Source organism: Mycoplasma enhydrae (assembly GCF_017116825.1).
Lineage (GTDB): Bacteria > Bacillota_I > Bacilli_A > Mycoplasmatales > Metamycoplasmataceae > Metamycoplasma > Metamycoplasma enhydrae.
Genome location: NZ_JAFIRD010000002.1, coordinates 67,220 through 85,174, shown reverse-complemented (window position 1 = coordinate 85,174; position 17,955 = coordinate 67,220). Strand labels below are relative to the sequence as shown.

The 17,955-nt window shown below is 25.9% G+C and carries 11 protein-coding genes and 2 tRNA genes; 2 read left to right on the top strand and 11 right to left on the bottom strand.

The features are described from left to right. Position 1: 1 nt before the first annotated feature. The 4 genes from JXZ91_RS01425 to JXZ91_RS03645 form a co-directional block, all read right to left on the bottom strand. Positions 2–78: transfer RNA gene (locus JXZ91_RS01425), tRNA-Arg, on the bottom strand. 8 nt (positions 79–86) lie between these two features. Next, positions 87–161 (bottom strand) — tRNA-Cys (locus JXZ91_RS01420). 340 nt (positions 162–501) lie between these two features. Continuing rightward, positions 502–1,419 (bottom strand): primosome protein, encoded by a 918-nt coding sequence (locus tag JXZ91_RS01415; protein WP_205851238.1) that lies wholly within the window; start codon positions 1,417–1,419, stop codon positions 502–504. Positions 1,420–1,434: 15 nt separating this feature from the next. Next, positions 1,435–2,310: a DnaD domain protein gene (locus JXZ91_RS03645; protein WP_205851237.1), complete on the bottom strand. Its 876-nt coding sequence runs from the start codon at positions 2,308–2,310 to the stop codon at positions 1,435–1,437. A 380-nt stretch (positions 2,311–2,690) separates the two neighbouring features. Between JXZ91_RS03645 and dnaE the strand changes: the two genes are divergently transcribed. After that, positions 2,691–5,660, top strand: a complete 2,970-nt coding sequence (gene dnaE, locus JXZ91_RS01405; protein WP_205851236.1) for a DNA polymerase III subunit alpha — start codon at positions 2,691–2,693, stop codon at positions 5,658–5,660. Beyond that, positions 5,660–6,544, top strand: a complete 885-nt coding sequence (locus JXZ91_RS03640; protein WP_205851235.1) for a 5'-3' exonuclease — start codon at positions 5,660–5,662, stop codon at positions 6,542–6,544. The genes dnaE and JXZ91_RS03640 overlap by 1 nt, the downstream gene beginning before the upstream one ends. 88 nt (positions 6,545–6,632) lie before the next feature. On the opposite strand, the gene JXZ91_RS01395 is transcribed toward JXZ91_RS03640, so the two are convergent. The 7 genes from JXZ91_RS01395 to JXZ91_RS01365 form a co-directional block, all read right to left on the bottom strand. Continuing rightward, positions 6,633–7,784, bottom strand: a complete 1,152-nt coding sequence (locus tag JXZ91_RS01395) for a DUF2179 domain-containing protein (protein WP_205851234.1) — start codon at positions 7,782–7,784, stop codon at positions 6,633–6,635. 87 nt (positions 7,785–7,871) lie between these two features. Then, positions 7,872–12,761, bottom strand: a complete 4,890-nt coding sequence (locus JXZ91_RS03635; RefSeq protein WP_308700626.1) for a valine--tRNA ligase — start codon at positions 12,759–12,761, stop codon at positions 7,872–7,874. After that, complete coding sequence (locus JXZ91_RS01385) at positions 12,761–13,768, bottom strand: ECF transporter S component (protein WP_205851233.1); 1,008 nt, start codon at positions 13,766–13,768, stop codon at positions 12,761–12,763. Before JXZ91_RS01385 ends, JXZ91_RS03635 begins: the two co-directional genes overlap by 1 nt. A 65-nt stretch (positions 13,769–13,833) precedes the next feature. Next, positions 13,834–14,940, bottom strand: a complete 1,107-nt coding sequence (locus JXZ91_RS01380) for a YihY/virulence factor BrkB family protein (protein ID WP_205851232.1) — start codon at positions 14,938–14,940, stop codon at positions 13,834–13,836. Beyond that, the gene (gatB, locus tag JXZ91_RS01375; protein ID WP_241006155.1) at positions 14,930–16,345 is read right to left on the bottom strand and encodes an Asp-tRNA(Asn)/Glu-tRNA(Gln) amidotransferase subunit GatB; all 1,416 of its coding nucleotides are present in this window, start codon (positions 16,343–16,345) and stop codon (positions 14,930–14,932) included. Before gatB ends, JXZ91_RS01380 begins: the two co-directional genes overlap by 11 nt. Beyond that, positions 16,338–17,663, bottom strand: a complete 1,326-nt coding sequence (locus tag JXZ91_RS01370) for an amidase family protein (RefSeq protein ID WP_205851231.1) — start codon at positions 17,661–17,663, stop codon at positions 16,338–16,340. The genes gatB and JXZ91_RS01370 overlap by 8 nt, the downstream gene beginning before the upstream one ends. Further along, a complete protein-coding gene (locus tag JXZ91_RS01365; protein ID WP_205851230.1) occupies positions 17,653–17,955 on the bottom strand; it encodes a glutamyl-tRNA amidotransferase in 303 nt (100 codons plus the stop codon). Before JXZ91_RS01365 ends, JXZ91_RS01370 begins: the two co-directional genes overlap by 11 nt.

Genomic DNA, 17,955 nt, shown 5'->3' with positions numbered 1-17,955 from the left:
ATGGCGCGCCCGGCAGGAGTCGAACCCGCAACCTTTTGGGCCGTAACCAAACACTCTGTCCAATTGAGCTACGGGCGCATATAAAATGGAGCCACCAACCGGATTCTAACCGGTAATCAAGGTGTTGCAGACCTATGCCTTAAACGTTTGGCTATGGTGGCAACAGATATTTGTAATCGCATGTAAATTATACGATATTTTGTTTTATTTCCAACAAAATTACTATTAAAACTAAATATTGTTTATGGCTAATTATTGTTTGTATTTTATAGCTGATTTTTTAGGATAAATTACTAGAAAAAACATTTAAATGGCTTTCTGATTGAAGGGACTCATACTATCTTAATTATTAAAATATTTTCTTTTATAGAAACTTAAAATTGGGTCTTTAAAAAATAAACATGCTTGTGGGTAGCATGTTAATATATTTTTGGAATATAGTCTATATTATAATACATTAAATTATTGTTTTGACAATTTATTGCTAAATTAGGTGTTTTTTTAATTATTTATGACAATTTTTAAGAATTCATTTCTGATAAAACCTTTAAAAGTTCTTTCAATATCATTAATTTTACTATTATTGTAATAATACTTTATTAATATTTCATTTTTAATACTGGTTATTTCTTTAGTAGAAGAAATTAAAACAGGTTTTTGGTTTTTTATTCTTGCATCAAATACTTCTAATAAAAATTCTAAAAATCATTCTTCCTTTTTTCCAAATGAAACATTATAAATACTCAAAATATCAACTTTAGCTAAGTTGAACAATACATTGTTTCTTTCTTCTTTTGACATTTTTAGATGTCTTTGGAGGTCATTGGCATTAATTATTGCTACTGTTTTATCAAATTTTATAGCATTGTAAATTGCAATATATTTGATAAACATGTCTGCATTTTTATTATCTATACTAAAGAATCATAAATTATTTACCAAACTCCCTTCTTTCATGGAATCATTTAAAATACTTTTAATTTTGTTGTTTTCTTCCGTTTCCACTAAATGTTCAATAAAATCTTTAAAAATTATTTTGGATGCAGAAAATACTTTGGGATTAGTATCCATTTCAAAGTATTTGATTACTAAATGATCAAGAGGGGTAATATTAGTTAATTTAAAATTATTTATTTTTTGGAATTTAACAAAATCAGAATCTGAATCATATTTTTCAGCTAAAAGTCCATACTTATCAACAATAAGCTCGTATTGTGGTTTTTTTTGATGTTTTTCAAGATAGTCATGATACCTTTGTAAAACAATCATTCCTTTTTTAATTTGTTCCTCGCTTAAGCTTAGTCTCTCAATTTCTTGTTTAATAAAATCTTTTGATAAAACTTCTTCGGTTAGTTTATCTACACTATCTTTTAAAGTCTCATATTCACCAAATTCCATTTGCTTAATATCATCAGCCATAGCTTTACCTCCCTTCTAATCGTCTCAACTTAAACCATCTTCACTGTAATCTGAAAAATCCCAAGTTCTTTTTTGGCTTGTTTTAGTTATTATATTATTTTTATTTTTAAATTGCATAGCTTCTGATAGTTCGCTATCGATTAAAGAAGAATCAAAAATTCTTTTTTTAGCAAAATCGAGCGCAATTTTTTCAATATAACTACATACTATTGAATTGTTTATATTAACTGAATAACGAATAAAATAATTGATTGCTACATCATCAAATTTCAAAGCTCTAATTCTTTTTAACATTAGCAATTGACTTGGACTTAATTCTTTTTTAGTTAAAAAATGAATATATTCAGCAGAATTTAGATTATTAATCATGTGAGATTCGTCATTTATCATAAAATCTAAACAGTTTTGATTTTTAAAAAAAACTTGATTTTTATCAAACATATCAAAAAACTTTTTAGATACATCATTCATTTGTGAAGCATCATGAAAGTATGCTGCATTATTTTTAATAAGATTCAAATATTTGTTTTCTCCCAATTTAGAAATTAACAATTCTGAAACTAATTCATTTTTAGCTATCTCATTAGCATTTAATGGTTTATTTAGTTTAATTAATAAATTACCTTCCAAATCTTGAAAAGTTTTTAGTAAGCCTATTGCTTCTAATTTATGACGAGCATTTATTAAATTATTTAAATCTAAAACCAAAAATTCTGAAGTTTCTGTTAAATCATATTTTTTGGTTCTATTTAAATTATATAGATCATAAAAATGGTGATAAAGGCTAATACCATCTAAACCAATAATAGGAGAATAAAATGTTCTAATATTAACTAAATCTTTAGATGTGATATCTTCAAAACTATCAACAAAAAATTTAATTTGATTCATCTTAGCCTCCTCTGGTTTTTTAAATTTGCTAAACATAATTGTATGAGACTAAACCAATAGAAAGTCTCATTTTTTATATTTTTTAGAAAATTAAAAAGTTTTGTCAATTTTGTTAACAAATCAAAAGTGCATTTACAATTTAGATTTAGAATTTTTTATAAAAAAAATCGAGTTTTCTACATAAAATTGTCAATATTTTTAGTTTTTTCAGGCCGTTTTGTTAACAAAAAAACGATTTTTTAAAATATTCAACAAAGATTAAGATATAAACTGATATTTGACTAAAAAACGCTTAATTTAGAAAACAAAATTCCACACCAAAAAAGCGGAGTTTTTTGTGTTATTAATATATTAAATTATTATTTATTTATAATTAAAATATGAAATTATTTAACCTACATTTAAATACAACTTTTTCTTTTTTAGAAAGCACAATTACCGTAGATAATGCAATAAAAAAAGCTGTTGAAGATAAAGCAGAATACCTTATTTTTAGTGAAAAAAATAACTTTTTTAGTTTAGCTGAAGCTAATAAAAAATGCCAAGAAGTGGGTATAAAACCTGTTTTTGGGCTAGAAATAAGCACTAAAATAGATAATTTAGTTTTTGATTACAATTTATTTGCTAAAAATCAAAAAGCTTTTGAAGAATTAAAAGTTATTTCATATAAGTTATTATCAAATGAACAATTAGATATACAAAAATGTATCCAAGAATACCCAGATATTATTTTTATTGAACACCCGCATAATAGTTATTTTAAGCAAACTGGAAAATATATTAATAAACCTAATTATTTTATTGGTTTATCTTCAAGTGAACTTGGAGAATACAAAAACCAATTAAGTGCTTTCAATTTCGTTATTTTTAATAAATTTAATGCTTTAAACTATGGAGATTATTCAATTTTACAATTATTAAAAAAAATGAACTCTCAAGATCAAAAAATTATTATTGAAGAATCTTTGAATTTTAATTTAGATTCAAATGATATATCAATAATAAGTTTAATAAATAAGACTAATGAGCTTGTAAAATCATTATATTTTCCAATTGAATATAAAAATTATAGTTTGGCTAAATTCTCAAATCCTGAGGGTCTTAGCTCAAAAGACTATCTAAAAAAACTTATATCTCAAAAAATCAAAAGTTTAGGTCCGGTAAAATGAAATGAGATTTATCAAAAAAGATTAGTACATGAATATTCAATAATAACAAACTTAAAATTTGAAGATTATTTTTTAATTATGCAAGACTGAATTAGTTGAGCTAAAAATAATAATATATCAATAGGTCCTGGAAGAGGTTCTGCTGCCGGATCATTAGTTAGTTATTTATTGGGTATTACTGAAATAGATCCCATTAAATATAATCTTATTTTTGAAAGATTTTTAAATCCAAAACGAATCAACATGCCAGATATTGATGTCGATGTCCAAGATGATAAAAGAGATCTGATAATTAAATATCTTGTTGATAAGTATGGTTATGATAAGGTTGCTAACATCGTGACATTTTCAACATTAGGTAAAAAATCAGCAATTCGTGATGTACTAAGAGCATATGAAATAGAACCAAATAAAATTAATAAAATTTCTAAACTGATTTCTCAAAATGATATTTCACTTCAAGAAGAATTGATTAAAAATATTAGTTTAGTAAAAGAATTAGCTCAGCTAAAACCGGATGATTCTACTTTCAAAGATAAAATTGTAGAAGAAACATCAAAAATATCTGGTTTTTATCGCCAAAGTGGAACACATGCTGCTGGAATTGTTATTAGTTCAGAAAAAATAATTAAATCGGTTCCCACTTATAAGACTGATGATAATATTCAACAAACCCAAGTTAGTATGGAATTTTTGGAAAATTATGGATTAATTAAAATGGATATTTTAGGCCTTAAAACTCTAACCACCATTAAGGAAATTGAAAGCAATATTGAAAATAAATATAGTTTAAAAATTAATTGAGAGCAAATTGATTGTAATGACCAAAAAACTTTTGAATTATTATCTAATGGCAATACTGCTGGAATTTTTCAAGTAGAAAGCCCAATCATGATTAAGGCACTTAAAAAAATTAAGGTTGATTCTTTTGAAGATATTGCAACAATTATTTCCATTAACCGTCCTGGACCTATTTCTCATTTAAAAACATTTTCAGATCGTAAGCAAAAAATAGAACCTGTGCCATTAGTTTCAAAAGAATATGACAAAATAGTGGCACCTACTTATGGAATAATTGTATATCAAGAACAAATCATGGAAATTGTTCAAAAAGTAGCTAACATGAGTTTCGAAGAAGCAGATCTGTTGCGAAGAATTATTTCAAAGAAAAAGTCCAGTGAAATGGAAGCTATTGAAGAGCAATTTATATCTAAGGCTATTCAAAATAAATATGATTTAAAAACAGCTAAAGAAATTTTTAAAAACATTTCTAAATTTGCTGATTATGGCTTTAATAAATCACATGCTATAGCTTATGCTATGCTTACATTTAAAATGGCTTATTTGAAAGCTAACTATCCACTTGAATTTTTTACTTCATGTATTAGTTCTGCAAATGGTGCTCAAACAACTATTTCTAAATATGTAAATGAAGCTAAAAAAATGCACATTGGCATAATTAGTCCTAATATTAATCTATCTTGTGCAAATGCAGCAATTCATGATAATAAAATTGTTTTACCTTTAAGTTTAATTAAAGGTATAGGGCCAGAAATAATAAAATTAATTGAACAAAATAGACAAGCCAATGGAACATATAAGAATTTCTTACATTGTATATTCTGTTTATCACAAATTAAATCACTTGGAAAAGCCACATTAGAACTCTTAATTAAATCTGGCGCTTTTAGAGATTTTAATTTAAGTCAAAAAACAATGCTTTCAGAAATTGATCCTAAGTCTGATTCAACTATTTTTATTAAACAAAATATTCAAATTAATGCCAGCCAAATTATGAATAAAATTATTAATTTTGAACCAGAAAACATTTATGAAGATGATGAAGAATTACTTCAACAACAAGAAATTGATATACTGGGCCAATCATATAATTATTATCCTACTTCAAAATATGAAATAGATGGTTTAAGATTAATTGATGCTAGATTAAATAATGAATACATTATGGTAGTTAAATGTATAAACTATAATTTTGGAACAGATAAAAGGAATAGAAGTTATCAAAAGCTTGATTTTCAAGACTCTAGTTATCAAGTAGTTGCCTTTTCATATTTGAAAGATATGGATTTATCTATTTTAAAAGATAAGATAGTTAAGATTAAATTCGTTAAACGAGATGACAACATAATTAATTTAAAAGATTGAAAGGTGCTTAAATAATGAAAGAAAGAATACTAATAGTGGACGGCACATATTTAGCCTATCGATCTTTTTTTGCAATAAATAATAGTTCTGTAGCACTTAGCAATGATGAAGGTTTTTCTACTGGAACAATTTTAGTTTTTTTTAAGACTTTGTTTACCCTAATAATGGAACATAGAACTACTAATGTTTTAGTAGCGTTTGATGCCAAAGGTAAAACCTTTAGGCACCAAATCTATGAACAATATAAAGATGGTAGAGCTAAAACTCCACAAGAGTTTTATGATCAAGTTAAGATAATTAAAGAATTATTGGCATTAATTAATATTTTTCATTATGAAATTGAAGGTTTTGAAGCTGATGATATAGTTGCTAAAGTTTGTAGTCAGTATCCAGATAACTATAAATTGATTTTTTCAGCTGACCAAGACTTAAATCAACTAATAGATAAAAATACAAGCATAATTAAAAAATATAAAAATAATATTATTATTCTTAATGCATACAATTTTTCAGACATATATGAATTTGAACCTTGACAGGTTGTTGATTATAAGGCAATTGTCGGTGATAGTAGTGATAATTTCTTTGGTATTAAAGGAATAGGTCCTAAATCTGCTGCCAAATTATTATATGAATATAAAACATTAGAGAATATTTATGCCAATCTAGATAAGCTTAAACCTAATATTGCCCAAAAATTTGAAGAATATAAGGATCTTGCTTTTAGAGACCAGAAAATAGCAAGATTAGTAACCAATTTTGATATACCTAATTTATCATTAGATTCAACTTCTATTTATAATTTAAACCTTAGTGAAGAAGCAATTGAATTACTAGATAAATATCAATTAAATAGCATAAAACAAAAAATTGCTTTTCTAATTAAAAAATTACATTAATAAAGAACTAAAAAACTGAGATATAAAAAGTTAACAGCAATCATCATGTGTTAACTTTTTTTAACTTAATTTAAAATTAATCTGTTTTTTAATGAGTTACAAATATATAACCATCTACTTTTTTAAGCTCTGTTACAACAACCAGAGCATTGGGGTCGTGTTTAGTGATAATATCATTTAAAATTGCAGCATCAAGGAACATACAAACCACTACTAGAGATTTTTGTTCCGCTTTGGAATAGCCACCGATGAAATTATGAATACTTGTTTGAAATTTATGTGTTGTTAGACTATTTATATTTTCTAAAATCAATTCTAATTTTGAACTTATAACTTCTACTTTAACCATTTTGAACTTAGGAAATAGAATTGATAATAATCAACCGTTAAATAGAACCATAAATAAGCCAGCTACAAATGAAGGAGAAAAGTAATTTTGTAAATTTCAATTTTTTTCTTGTAAAGCAAAGGGCATATAACTACCAAAGAAGTTAGCTATTAAAAATGAAACTAAGTGTAGCATCATAAGTATTCCACCAACATCTTTGTATTTCTTGTGTGATAGGTATACACTTAACATATCAAATCCACCAGAACATCCATCAATTATTAATAACAATCAAGTAAATATGCCTTGCAAAGCGCCTCAAACTAATGCATAAAAGAATATCGCATATCCACTTGGTTTAATGTTTAGTCATGTTAAAAGTCCATGTTCTGATACAAATCCTGAATTGTGAATAGCTTTGCCTATTGGTAGTGTATCTGCATTATTACCACCAAAGATCATTAACTGTGAAGTTCCAGGAATATTACTTACTATTAATCCTGAAATTGAAACTGCCACCATAAATATGATTGTTAAGATTGCAAATTTCTTAGAAATTTTTTTATATGATAAAACAAAAAGAGGTATATTAGCAAATAAATTGAGCAATCAAAATATCAAATTATAAACAATATTAGCACTAGCAACACTACCAACAACTAAAAAATAATTAGTAAATCTAGCTATGGCTTGACATATTGCTGCTATGCCCATTTCATATAATCCAGTTATTTGAATAAAGAAATATTGAGTAGTTCCAAATAATAAACCGATTAAAATAGTTAGAAGTATTTGAATATTTGTATTTTTAATTCGATACATTGAACCAAAGCGTAATAAAGATTGTTTTACTTTAGCCCGTCGAATTACTTTTTGTTCTTGCATTATTTTGTTTTTGTCATTTTTTTTCATACTGTATTAATTATAAATAAATTGTTAACTGGCAATAGAATAAAGTTTAAAAAGCAAGCCAATTCAATGAAATGGCTGCTTAAATTATTATTTATTTTTTTGCTCTAATTGTTTTTTATAAAACTCTAAGTTCTTTTTATGCTGCTCTAATTTTGCTTGTTTTTGACTAATCATTTCTGGTTTAGCTTTAGCTATGAAATCTGGATTATTAATATATTTTTCGTTAAATTCAATTTCTTTCATCGTATTAGCGATTAATTTTTTAAGCTCCAAAATCTCTGATTCTCTATCTTCTTTTCTTTGACAAATAAATATTTCACCAAAAGATGATTTAATTGAAAAATCTTCATTTTCTTTTCAAATAAAATTAGCTAATTTTGAAACAATTGTGTGTTGTGATTCACTTAGTTTTATATCTTTAATTGAATATTCTAGAATATTTGATTTAGAAATTTGTTTTTCTTCACGGTATTTTCTTAACAACGTAATCAATTCTATTAAATTATCAATTGTATTGGTTTTATATTCTTCTTCAATAGAGTATTTATTTAAATCGGTTTCTAATATTTCTTCATTATATATAGTTTCAAATAAATAATCAGTTAAAAAAGGCATATAAGGGTGCAAGACAATTAAAATATCTCTAAATAAATAATGAATAAAGTAATCATTTTTCTTGAATTTTAAAAACTCTAAATATCAAGATGAAAATTTATTGATTATAAAATCATATATATGTTTATATACAATGCTAAATTCATAATTTTTCATTGCTAAATCAATGTTGGTTGTCATGAAATTAAATTCATCTAAGATTCATTTATCATATTCATCTAAAAGACTAAAATCTATTTTTTCAGCTAGATTTACTGGTAATGGAGATATCAATCTTGCAATATTTCAAAACTTATTTAAAAATAGTCTTGATGCCTTAATTTTTTCTTGACCAAAATTTAAATCCTGACCTGGGCTAGTATTGAATACTAAGGCCATTTTTAGTACATCTGAACCATATTCTCCTATTACTTCAATCGGATCAATTCCATTACCTAATGATTTAGACATTTTTTTACCTTTTGAATCTCTTACAATTCCATGTAATAGTAGTTCTTCAAATGGTTTTTCATGCATAAAATGTAGGCCTTGGAAATACATTCTTGATACTCAAAAGAAAAGAATATCATAAGCTGTAACTAATAAATTAGTTGGATAATATCTTTTAATTCTAGCACTATTTTGAGGTCAACCTAAAAACATAAATGGGGCTAGTCCAGAGCTAAATCAAGTATCCAAAACATCAGTTTCTTGTTCTCAGCCTTCGCCAGGGCTGTTTTTTTGAACTAAAACTTGGTCATCTTTATATCAAGCCGGAATTCTATGCCCTCATCAAATTTGTCTACTTATAGTTCAATCATGAATATTTTCCATTCATTTAACTAGATTATCCTCAAATCTTTTAGGTCTAATTTTAATACCATTTGTGCTACTTAAATGTCTTAGTAAGTCTTCTGATAATCCTTGCATTCTAACAAATCATTGTTTTTTAACAAGTATTTCGATTGGTTCTTTAGATCTTTCACTATAACCCACATTAGAAACAATGTTTTCAGTTTTAGAAATATAACCATTTTTTTCTAACAACTCAACAACTAGCTCTCTTGCTTCAAAACGGTCTACACCTTCTAAAGCACCTGCTAATGAATTCATTTTACCTTCGTCATCAATACATTCATTAATTAATAGATTATATTTTTTGATAATATCAATATCATCAGTAGCATGAGCTGAAACTTTCATAATTCCTGTTCCAAATTTTAAATCTATTTTGTCATCTGAAACAATAGGAATTTCTCTTTTTGTTAATGGATGTACTATTAATGATTCTTTTAAAATACTAAATCTTGGATCCAGGGGATTAAGCGCTAAAGCAACATCTGAAAACATTGTTTCAGGTCTTGTGGTGGCAACAATTAAATATTGGCTAGAATCTTTAATTGGATATTTAATATAATACATTTTTTGTTTTACTTCAGTTGGTATAACTTCAATATTAGATAACGCAGTTTTTAGCTTAGTATCTCAACTTATTGGTTTAGTATCACGATATATCAATCCTTCATTATATAAATCAATAAATGCTTTCATAACCGCTTCATTAGCTTCATCATCAAAAGTAAATCTTTCAGCACTATAATCTAAAGCTAGACCAAGCTTTGCTCATTGTTTATTAATATTTTCAGAATAAACTTGTTTTCATTTTCAAATTTCTTTAATGAACTTGTCTCGTCCTAATTTATATTTATCCATTCCCTGAGTTGCTAAGTGTTTTTCAACAACAGCTTGGGTTGCTATTCCTGCATGATCTTTGCCAGGAACTCACATAACGTCATACCCTTTTAGTTTTTTGTATCTAATAATAGTATCAGCAATATAAGTGTCCAAAGCATGTCCTATATGCAATTTGCCAGTTACATTTGGTGGTGGTAAAATAATTGTAAAAGGTTCTTTGGATAAATCATGATTAATGAATGCTTTCATGTCTATTCATTTTTGGTTTCTTCCTTCTTCTACAATAATATGATTGAAAGTTTTATCCATTGTCCTATCCTTTCTATTATTTTTAGCCATATCACTATAATCAATAAGTCCGATATCATTAAAATTACTTTGATCAAGTGATTCTTTATTTTTAACTTTTACAGTTGATTCGACTTTAAATAGTTTCTTTAGTTGTTCATTTTGAATTTGGTCGACTGTTAGTCATTTAAATAATTCGTCTCACTTGCATCAAACAAAATGGTCATCATCAATTTCATAACAAGATATATTTCTCAAGTTTTTTAAATTTTTAATATAATCCAAATAAATGCTGTCATTAGGTTTAATTTCATTTAACATTAATTTTAATAATGGATTAATTGGATTGTCTAGAACTTTTTTGGTTTTACCTTGTTCAATAACTCTGGTGTCATTAATAATATATATATCACTTGTAAATTTTTTGGCAATTGAAATATCTTCAAGGAAATAAATAGCTAATCCTTGATTATCTAAAATGTATGAATTTAGTTGATTTATGATGTCAAATTGAAGCTCTTTTTTAAGTCTATTTATGTTAGGTCCTAAAATTACTAAACTAGGCTTATTTATTAGCATTTTTTGAAACTCTAATCTTACCTTTTCTTCTTCTGTTAAATAAGATAAATTCATGGTAAGTTTATCTAAAGAAATATCAGAGTTGGTTAATATTTTATAAATACTTGATTTTAAAACCAATTCAAAAAACAGGTCTGCTTTTTTATTATTTGAATTTTCAATAAATTCTTTGAATTCAAAATATTGGTTAAATAAATTAAACAATAATCTATTTAGTTCATCTAAATCATATACTGCCTTTGTAAAAGGTTTCATTAATGAAGAATTAAGTTCTTTTAATTCCTTAAATTGAGAAGGATCATTATAAAAGATATCTTTTAAGAGTCTTAAAATTCTTTGCTTGATATATTTTAAATTACCTTTGTTTTCTCAAAAGATTGGGGAAGATTCATGAAAGTATTTTTTAGCTTCAGATTTTACTTTTTTACCCTCTGTATCAATATTTCAACGATACTCAGCTTGTTTTTCTAAATAATCATATTCATATTGCTTTAGTTGCGATACATCGATTAAATTATCTGTGGTATTATTTAAATTAATATCTTTTAATAAAACTTCTTTGGTTATTTTTTTATCTTCATCTTCTTTAAAATACTTGAAACGATCTAGATAAATCTTTGAATTTTTAGAAAACATTGAATTTTCAAGTACTTTTACTCTTCTTTTTATGTTTGCATTTGATTTATTAGAATCAACTGAGCTTTGAATCTCAAAAATCATTGAATCCTTTAGGTTGTTCATATCTTGAACAAAATTTATAAAAGCAGTTTTATCTAAGGATACAATTTGTGAGTGGTATTTTTTAATAAACTTGTAATAGATTTTTGCAAGATAATAACGTAAAAAATGATGTAAGAATGCTTCATTTCGTAAATGTTTAGATAATTCATATCTAGTAAACTTGATTTCTTGCTCGAAGTTCTTTTGCAGTTTCAAATAATATTTTTTAATTTCTATTTTTTTAGAAAACTTAATTTTAGCTTTTTGAAAAGCTCTTTTTATACGGTTAAAAAGCGAATTAGTGTTTGCTCTTGATTTAATTTGGTTTTTACGACTAAATACTTCCAAATATACTTTTTTGGCTTGCTTGTATTCTTTATATTGCAATAAAGATTTGCCACTATTGTAATTTTCAATTGTCTTTTCTAAAAAAATAAAAAATTCTTTTTCATTATATTGAATTTTTTCAATGATTTTTCTAATTAAAGTGTTAATTTCTTGAATTGCCTGAAGTTTTTCATCTAATTTGAAACTTCTAATATTTTTGATATAAATTTCATCTAATTTATTTTTTAAATTTTGAATTAATGGTCTAATATCTTGCTGTAAATTTAAATTTATTTTGAAATAATTAAGTCCTAGATGAAATCTAGAATCTTGATAAATATTCGTTCAGTTGTTGTTAAAAATATTAGTTAAAGAAGCAATAACTTCATTGCCTCTTATATATTTTTCTAAATATGAAAATACTGTTTCTTTTGTTTTTGCTTTAAATAAACTTTCATCATTAAAGCCATATGATATATTTTTTCGATATTCAATATCATTAGCAATTGAACTAAACTCTTCTTGGTCTTCAAGTTTATATTCAATATACCCTTGATATCTATAAGGATTTATTTTATTATCAATTAAGAGTTTAAAAAGCATGGCGGTGGTTTCACTTTGATTTCCACCTAAGATTCCTAAAATTGAACTTTTATTTAATGATAAATTTGTTTCATGAATTAGGGGCTTATAATGAAAAAAACCACCATCATTTTGGCGAATAATTTTCTTTAAATTAATAAGTCTAAGTGCAGTTATTTTTTTGTCTTTCATTAGAACCTGTCGCCTTCTTTTGATCTAACCAAAGAAGATACAACTTTATAAGTAGCTAAAATAATAGCTAAGTTAAAAAATATTTTAATAGGACTAGTTAATGTTTGAGCTGTAAAGTTAACTCAAAAATCTGTTTTAAGCGTAGACGTATCTGCTCAGGCTAATAATACAGTATTAACTAATTCCAAAACAGCACAAAAACTTATTATTGCCATAACCTCAATAAAGGTTTGATATTTTTTACGTAATAATAATCTATATACAACAACAAAAACAACCATTCCAATAAATCCAGAAGTTGTTAATATTAAATAAAAATTACGGTTTTTTATAAAACGGTTATGTTCAAAAATTGAACTATCTAATTTTGAAAATATGGCAATTATAATGAATATTTGTATAGCTAATAAAACAACAGTGGAAATAAATGAAAAGTTAACCATTGCCGTAGGTTTTTTCTTCGTTTCTAAAACAATTATTTTTACTTCATAAAAAGCAATTTTTTCAGAAAAGTATTGTAAATCTTGTGAATTGCCTTTTGCTAAAGCTTCGGCAAATTGAATCTTAAAGAATTCAACTCTTTGTTTGTATTTAAAAATACGATAATTCTTAGAGAAAAATAACTCGTTCATATTAAAGAAATAATATGCTGCTATTCCGGGAATAAAACCAGCAACAGCAACTGCCAATGTATAAAGAAAGTTATAGTAAGTTGGCACTAAAGCAAATGAAATAAAATCAGCCAAAATTCCAGTTATAAAACCTACAACTGGTCCAAAAATAAACCCAGTTATTTTAATTGGTAAACCAATGAAACTAAACTTAAATGCTGGCAGCGCACTGATGGGTAAAATTCTAACTGAGATTAAAAAGAAGACAACTGATATAGCAATCAAAACACCCACAAAAGCTATTCTTTTTGGGTTTCATTTTCGATATGATATATTAGTTTGAGATCTAAGCCAATGTAAATAATGTGTTAGACCTCCGGGCATTTTCGAGTCCATTTTTCTCCTTTATAACATATATATTATATGTTTAACTATAAAAATTGTTATTAAATAAACTTAAACTATATTTTTCTGTTACGTCTAAAAATGCTTGTTTTTTCAATTGTTGGTAAGTTAATGAAAGTTTTATAAAAACTTGAATTAACAATTACTCCACTATATATAAAATATGCCATAACACTTAATAACAAAATTATGTACATAAATGAAGCTACAACTCCAAACTTTTTATAATCAATTAATGATGTTAATGATCCAAAAATTAAAATATAAAATGAAGTTGGAATAGCAGCAATTAATGAACCGGGATTTACATGAGCAAATTTTAATTTGAAGTTTGGTTCAAATTTAAAAAATAATAGAAAAGCTACATAAGTAATAAATGGTAAGAAAATTACAGTAGGTAATCAAAAAATTAATTGAAATTCTCAACGTAAGTCACTTAATTCTATCTCTTTAGCTCCTGTAATAGCTTGTTGACCAAAGCCTTTATCTAAAATGAAGTTTAAAAATGAAGAAGTAGAAAGTAATAAAACTGTTAAAACACAAGTAATAAATACACTAGTTACAAAACCTTTTATTCTTGTTTTTCAAATTAAATTAGGTGATTTATGTTCATATAGAGCATCAAATGAAAAAATGAATTTTGCATATCCTTTTGAGCCTAATCATAAAATAGATAGAGTTAACAAAATAAATGCTGTTACTCCTCCGGCACTTGTTCAAACACTAGAAAAAGTTGGTATAACTTCTTTAATACCAGGTATTAGTTGTCCTAGAATTACAACTTTTATAATAACTTCTAGTTCAGGATTAATAGCACCAGCTATTCCGACAACTAAACCAAGAGTTGGTATAAATGATAAAAACAAATACATTGCATAACCAGCAGGAACAAAAGCAAACTCATTTGAATTTATTTTTGAATATGCTGAATTAACAATTTCCTTACCTTTTGTTTTAGAACCTTTTAAATAATTAGGTATCGCAATAAACAAAATACCATAAATTATTCATTTAAGTACCTTTTCAAAAATGTTTTGTTTATTTTTATTTTTAACTATCTGTTTAGAAGATAATGAATGATAATTTTCTTTCTTATTTTGATCATTATCATCATTGCTACTACCTCAACCTGTTTGTAAGGTGTCTTTCTTTTTACGCCTCATATAACTCCTTCATTTTTTGATTTAATTCATTTATATTTGCTTTTCCCATCGTTTTTTTCATAACTTGTCCTGTCGTAAATTTAGATGCTCTATTGGGATTATTTTTAAATTCATCCTTTAGGTTAGGGTTTTCATTAAAAATTTCTTGAATTATACTATCTAATGATAGATTTGTAGTTTTAATGAATAAATTATTAATTTCTATTATTGATTTTAAAGTCTGTTTAGGGTTTTCAATGTGTTTTTTAAGAACTAACTTTATATCTTTTTTATTTATTTTTCCATCTAATATTCATTGGAAAAAGTTGTTTTTATCTTCTTGATTTAAATTCAATTGATTTAAATCTAATTGTTCTGAATTTAAAAAAGAAACAAATTCTGAAAAAAAGATATTAACGTTTTTTTTGAAATCACTGGTACTTATGCTATCAACAAAATTGGCATATGCAACATTATTTATTAGTTGCGATATTTGCACTTGATTAAGTCCTAATGAGATGTATCTTTTTTCCCTTTCAAAAGGTAATTCTTCAATTTCAATTGAATCGATAATTTCTTTAGGCAAATCAATATAAGGGATGTTTGGATCAGGAAAGTATTTATAATCAATAGAATCAGATTTTGAACGCATAACAACTGTTTTTTCACTAGCTTCATCAAATCTTTTTGTTTGTTGTTGAACACTTTGATTATTTTCAAGAATCTTAATTTGTTCTTGGAACTCATAATTGATAGCTTTTTCAACATTCGATACAGAATTTAAGTTTTTTATTTCCACTTTTGTACCTAGTTTAGTATCAGCTGCTTGTTTTAAAGAAATATTTAAATCAACTCTTAAGCTACCTTCATTCATTTTGGCATCCGAAATATTTAAAGCAAGTGCTGTTTGTCTTATGGCTTCAACATAAGCAGATGCTTCTTTAGCAGAATGCATTACTGGTTTTGAAACTATTTCAATTAATGGTACTCCTGCACGATTGTAATTTAAATAAGTTAAATTGCCTTCATGCATTGATTTAGCAGTATCTTCTTCTAAATGAATACGTTCAATTGCTATTTGTTTTCAAGTATCATCAACTTTAATATTAATAATTCCGTTTTTGCCAATAGGGTTAAATTGTTGTGTTATTTGATAGCCTTTGGTTAAATCAGGATAAAAATAATTCTTACGATCAAATCTTATTTTTTGATCAATTTCCATATTTAGGGCTTTAGCTAATTTGATTGCTTTAATAATGGCTTCTTTATTAACTAGCGGTAAACTACCAGGATAAGCTAAATCAATGTGCGAGACATTAATATTTGCTTCATTAGTATATAAATTTGGTGCAGCTGAAAACATCTTAGTTTTTGTGTTTAGTTCTAGATGTATTTCAATACCAATTACTAGTTGTCACTTATTCATTATTTTCTCCTAATAATTTTTCTAAATATAAAGCATGACTAAACAGTTTAGTATCAGTATTAATTTTAGTGTCTATAGCAATATTAAAAGGCATATGGGTTTTTTCATCAACACCTAATTTCATTGTCAAAGAAGGATTGCCAACAAGATTAGCATAAGTTAGAATATAATCTAAATATGATTTGTATTTAGGTTTTTCATTAATTCTAGGAGCAATATCATTTGAAGCTGGATATATAAAAACATCAGCCATGTTATGAATATTACTAAAATAACCACTTAGCACACGGCGCATTTTTTTAGCTTTAACAAAATATTTTATTTGATTATCTTGTTCTAAAAAATATGAGCCAAGTATTAATCTAGATTGCACCATTTTACCTAAATTATTAGATCTAGATTTTATATATGAATCACTTCAGTTTTTGCCTTCAATTCGACTACCAAAATGAACTCCTGTTAAATTAGCTAAATTTGATGAAGCTTCTGAAAAGGCAATAACCTTGTAAACAACATCAATAGCATGTAACATTTTTAAATCTTCATCTATTTTAATTAACTGTACACCTTCTTTTTTTAATTTATCCAAAAGATTTTTATATGATTTTGCAATAGAAGGATTTAGTTTATCAAAACAATCTAAATAAGCAACTTTTTTGGGTTTATTTTCTTTGATGTCTGATAAATTAAAACTTAAGTCAATAGAAGTCATATCTTTTTGGAAATCTGGTTTATATAAAATAGATGAAATTTTAATAATATCTTGAATGGTGTGACCAAAATAAGCAACTGTGTCAAGCGAAGTAGCAAAAGCAAATAAGCCATATCTACTTATGGCTCCATACGAAGGTTTAAAGCCTATTTTTCCAATATTTGAAGCTGGTTTTCTGACAGAATCGCCCGTATCTGAACCAATGGCAAAATCTAAATCATCATATAAAGTGGCTGCTGAACCCGAAGAAGAACCACCTACTAGATAAGAATTATTTAAAGGATTCTTGATTAAACCATAAGCTGAATATTCACCTGAACCACCTAAAGCTAATTCATCAAGGTTAACACGAGCAACACAGGTTGAACCGGCTTCTTCTAATAACCTAATTACTGTAGATTTATAATTAGGTCTAAAATTTTCTAAAAATTTGCTTGAAGCTTTGCAAACTATATTTTTGTCTGCATAATTGTCTTTGGTTGTAAAAAGAGTATTCGCTAATAAACCATTTGTTTTTAATTTTGCTTCTTTAAAGATATGCGAAACAGCATTGTTGTTATCTTGCTGTAGTTTTTTAATAACTACTTCAATTTTATTATTTTTCATCAATTACCTTCTTCATAGTAACTAAATTGTTTGCTGTTGTTGAAGCGTTATTTAGCAATTCTTCACGTGATATTTTTGTTTCATGATTAACTTCATCACCTCTCAAATTTAAAAAAGATACTGGTTTTTCATTAATGTGAGAAAGAGGTTTTATATCATCTAAATTATATTCGTCCAAATCTTTTAATTCTTTATCAATTGATGCTAGTAAATTTCTAGCCATAATTAATATTTCTTCAGTTGGTTCTAACATTAAATTACTTGCTAATTCTTTCAGTTTTTGATCTGTCAT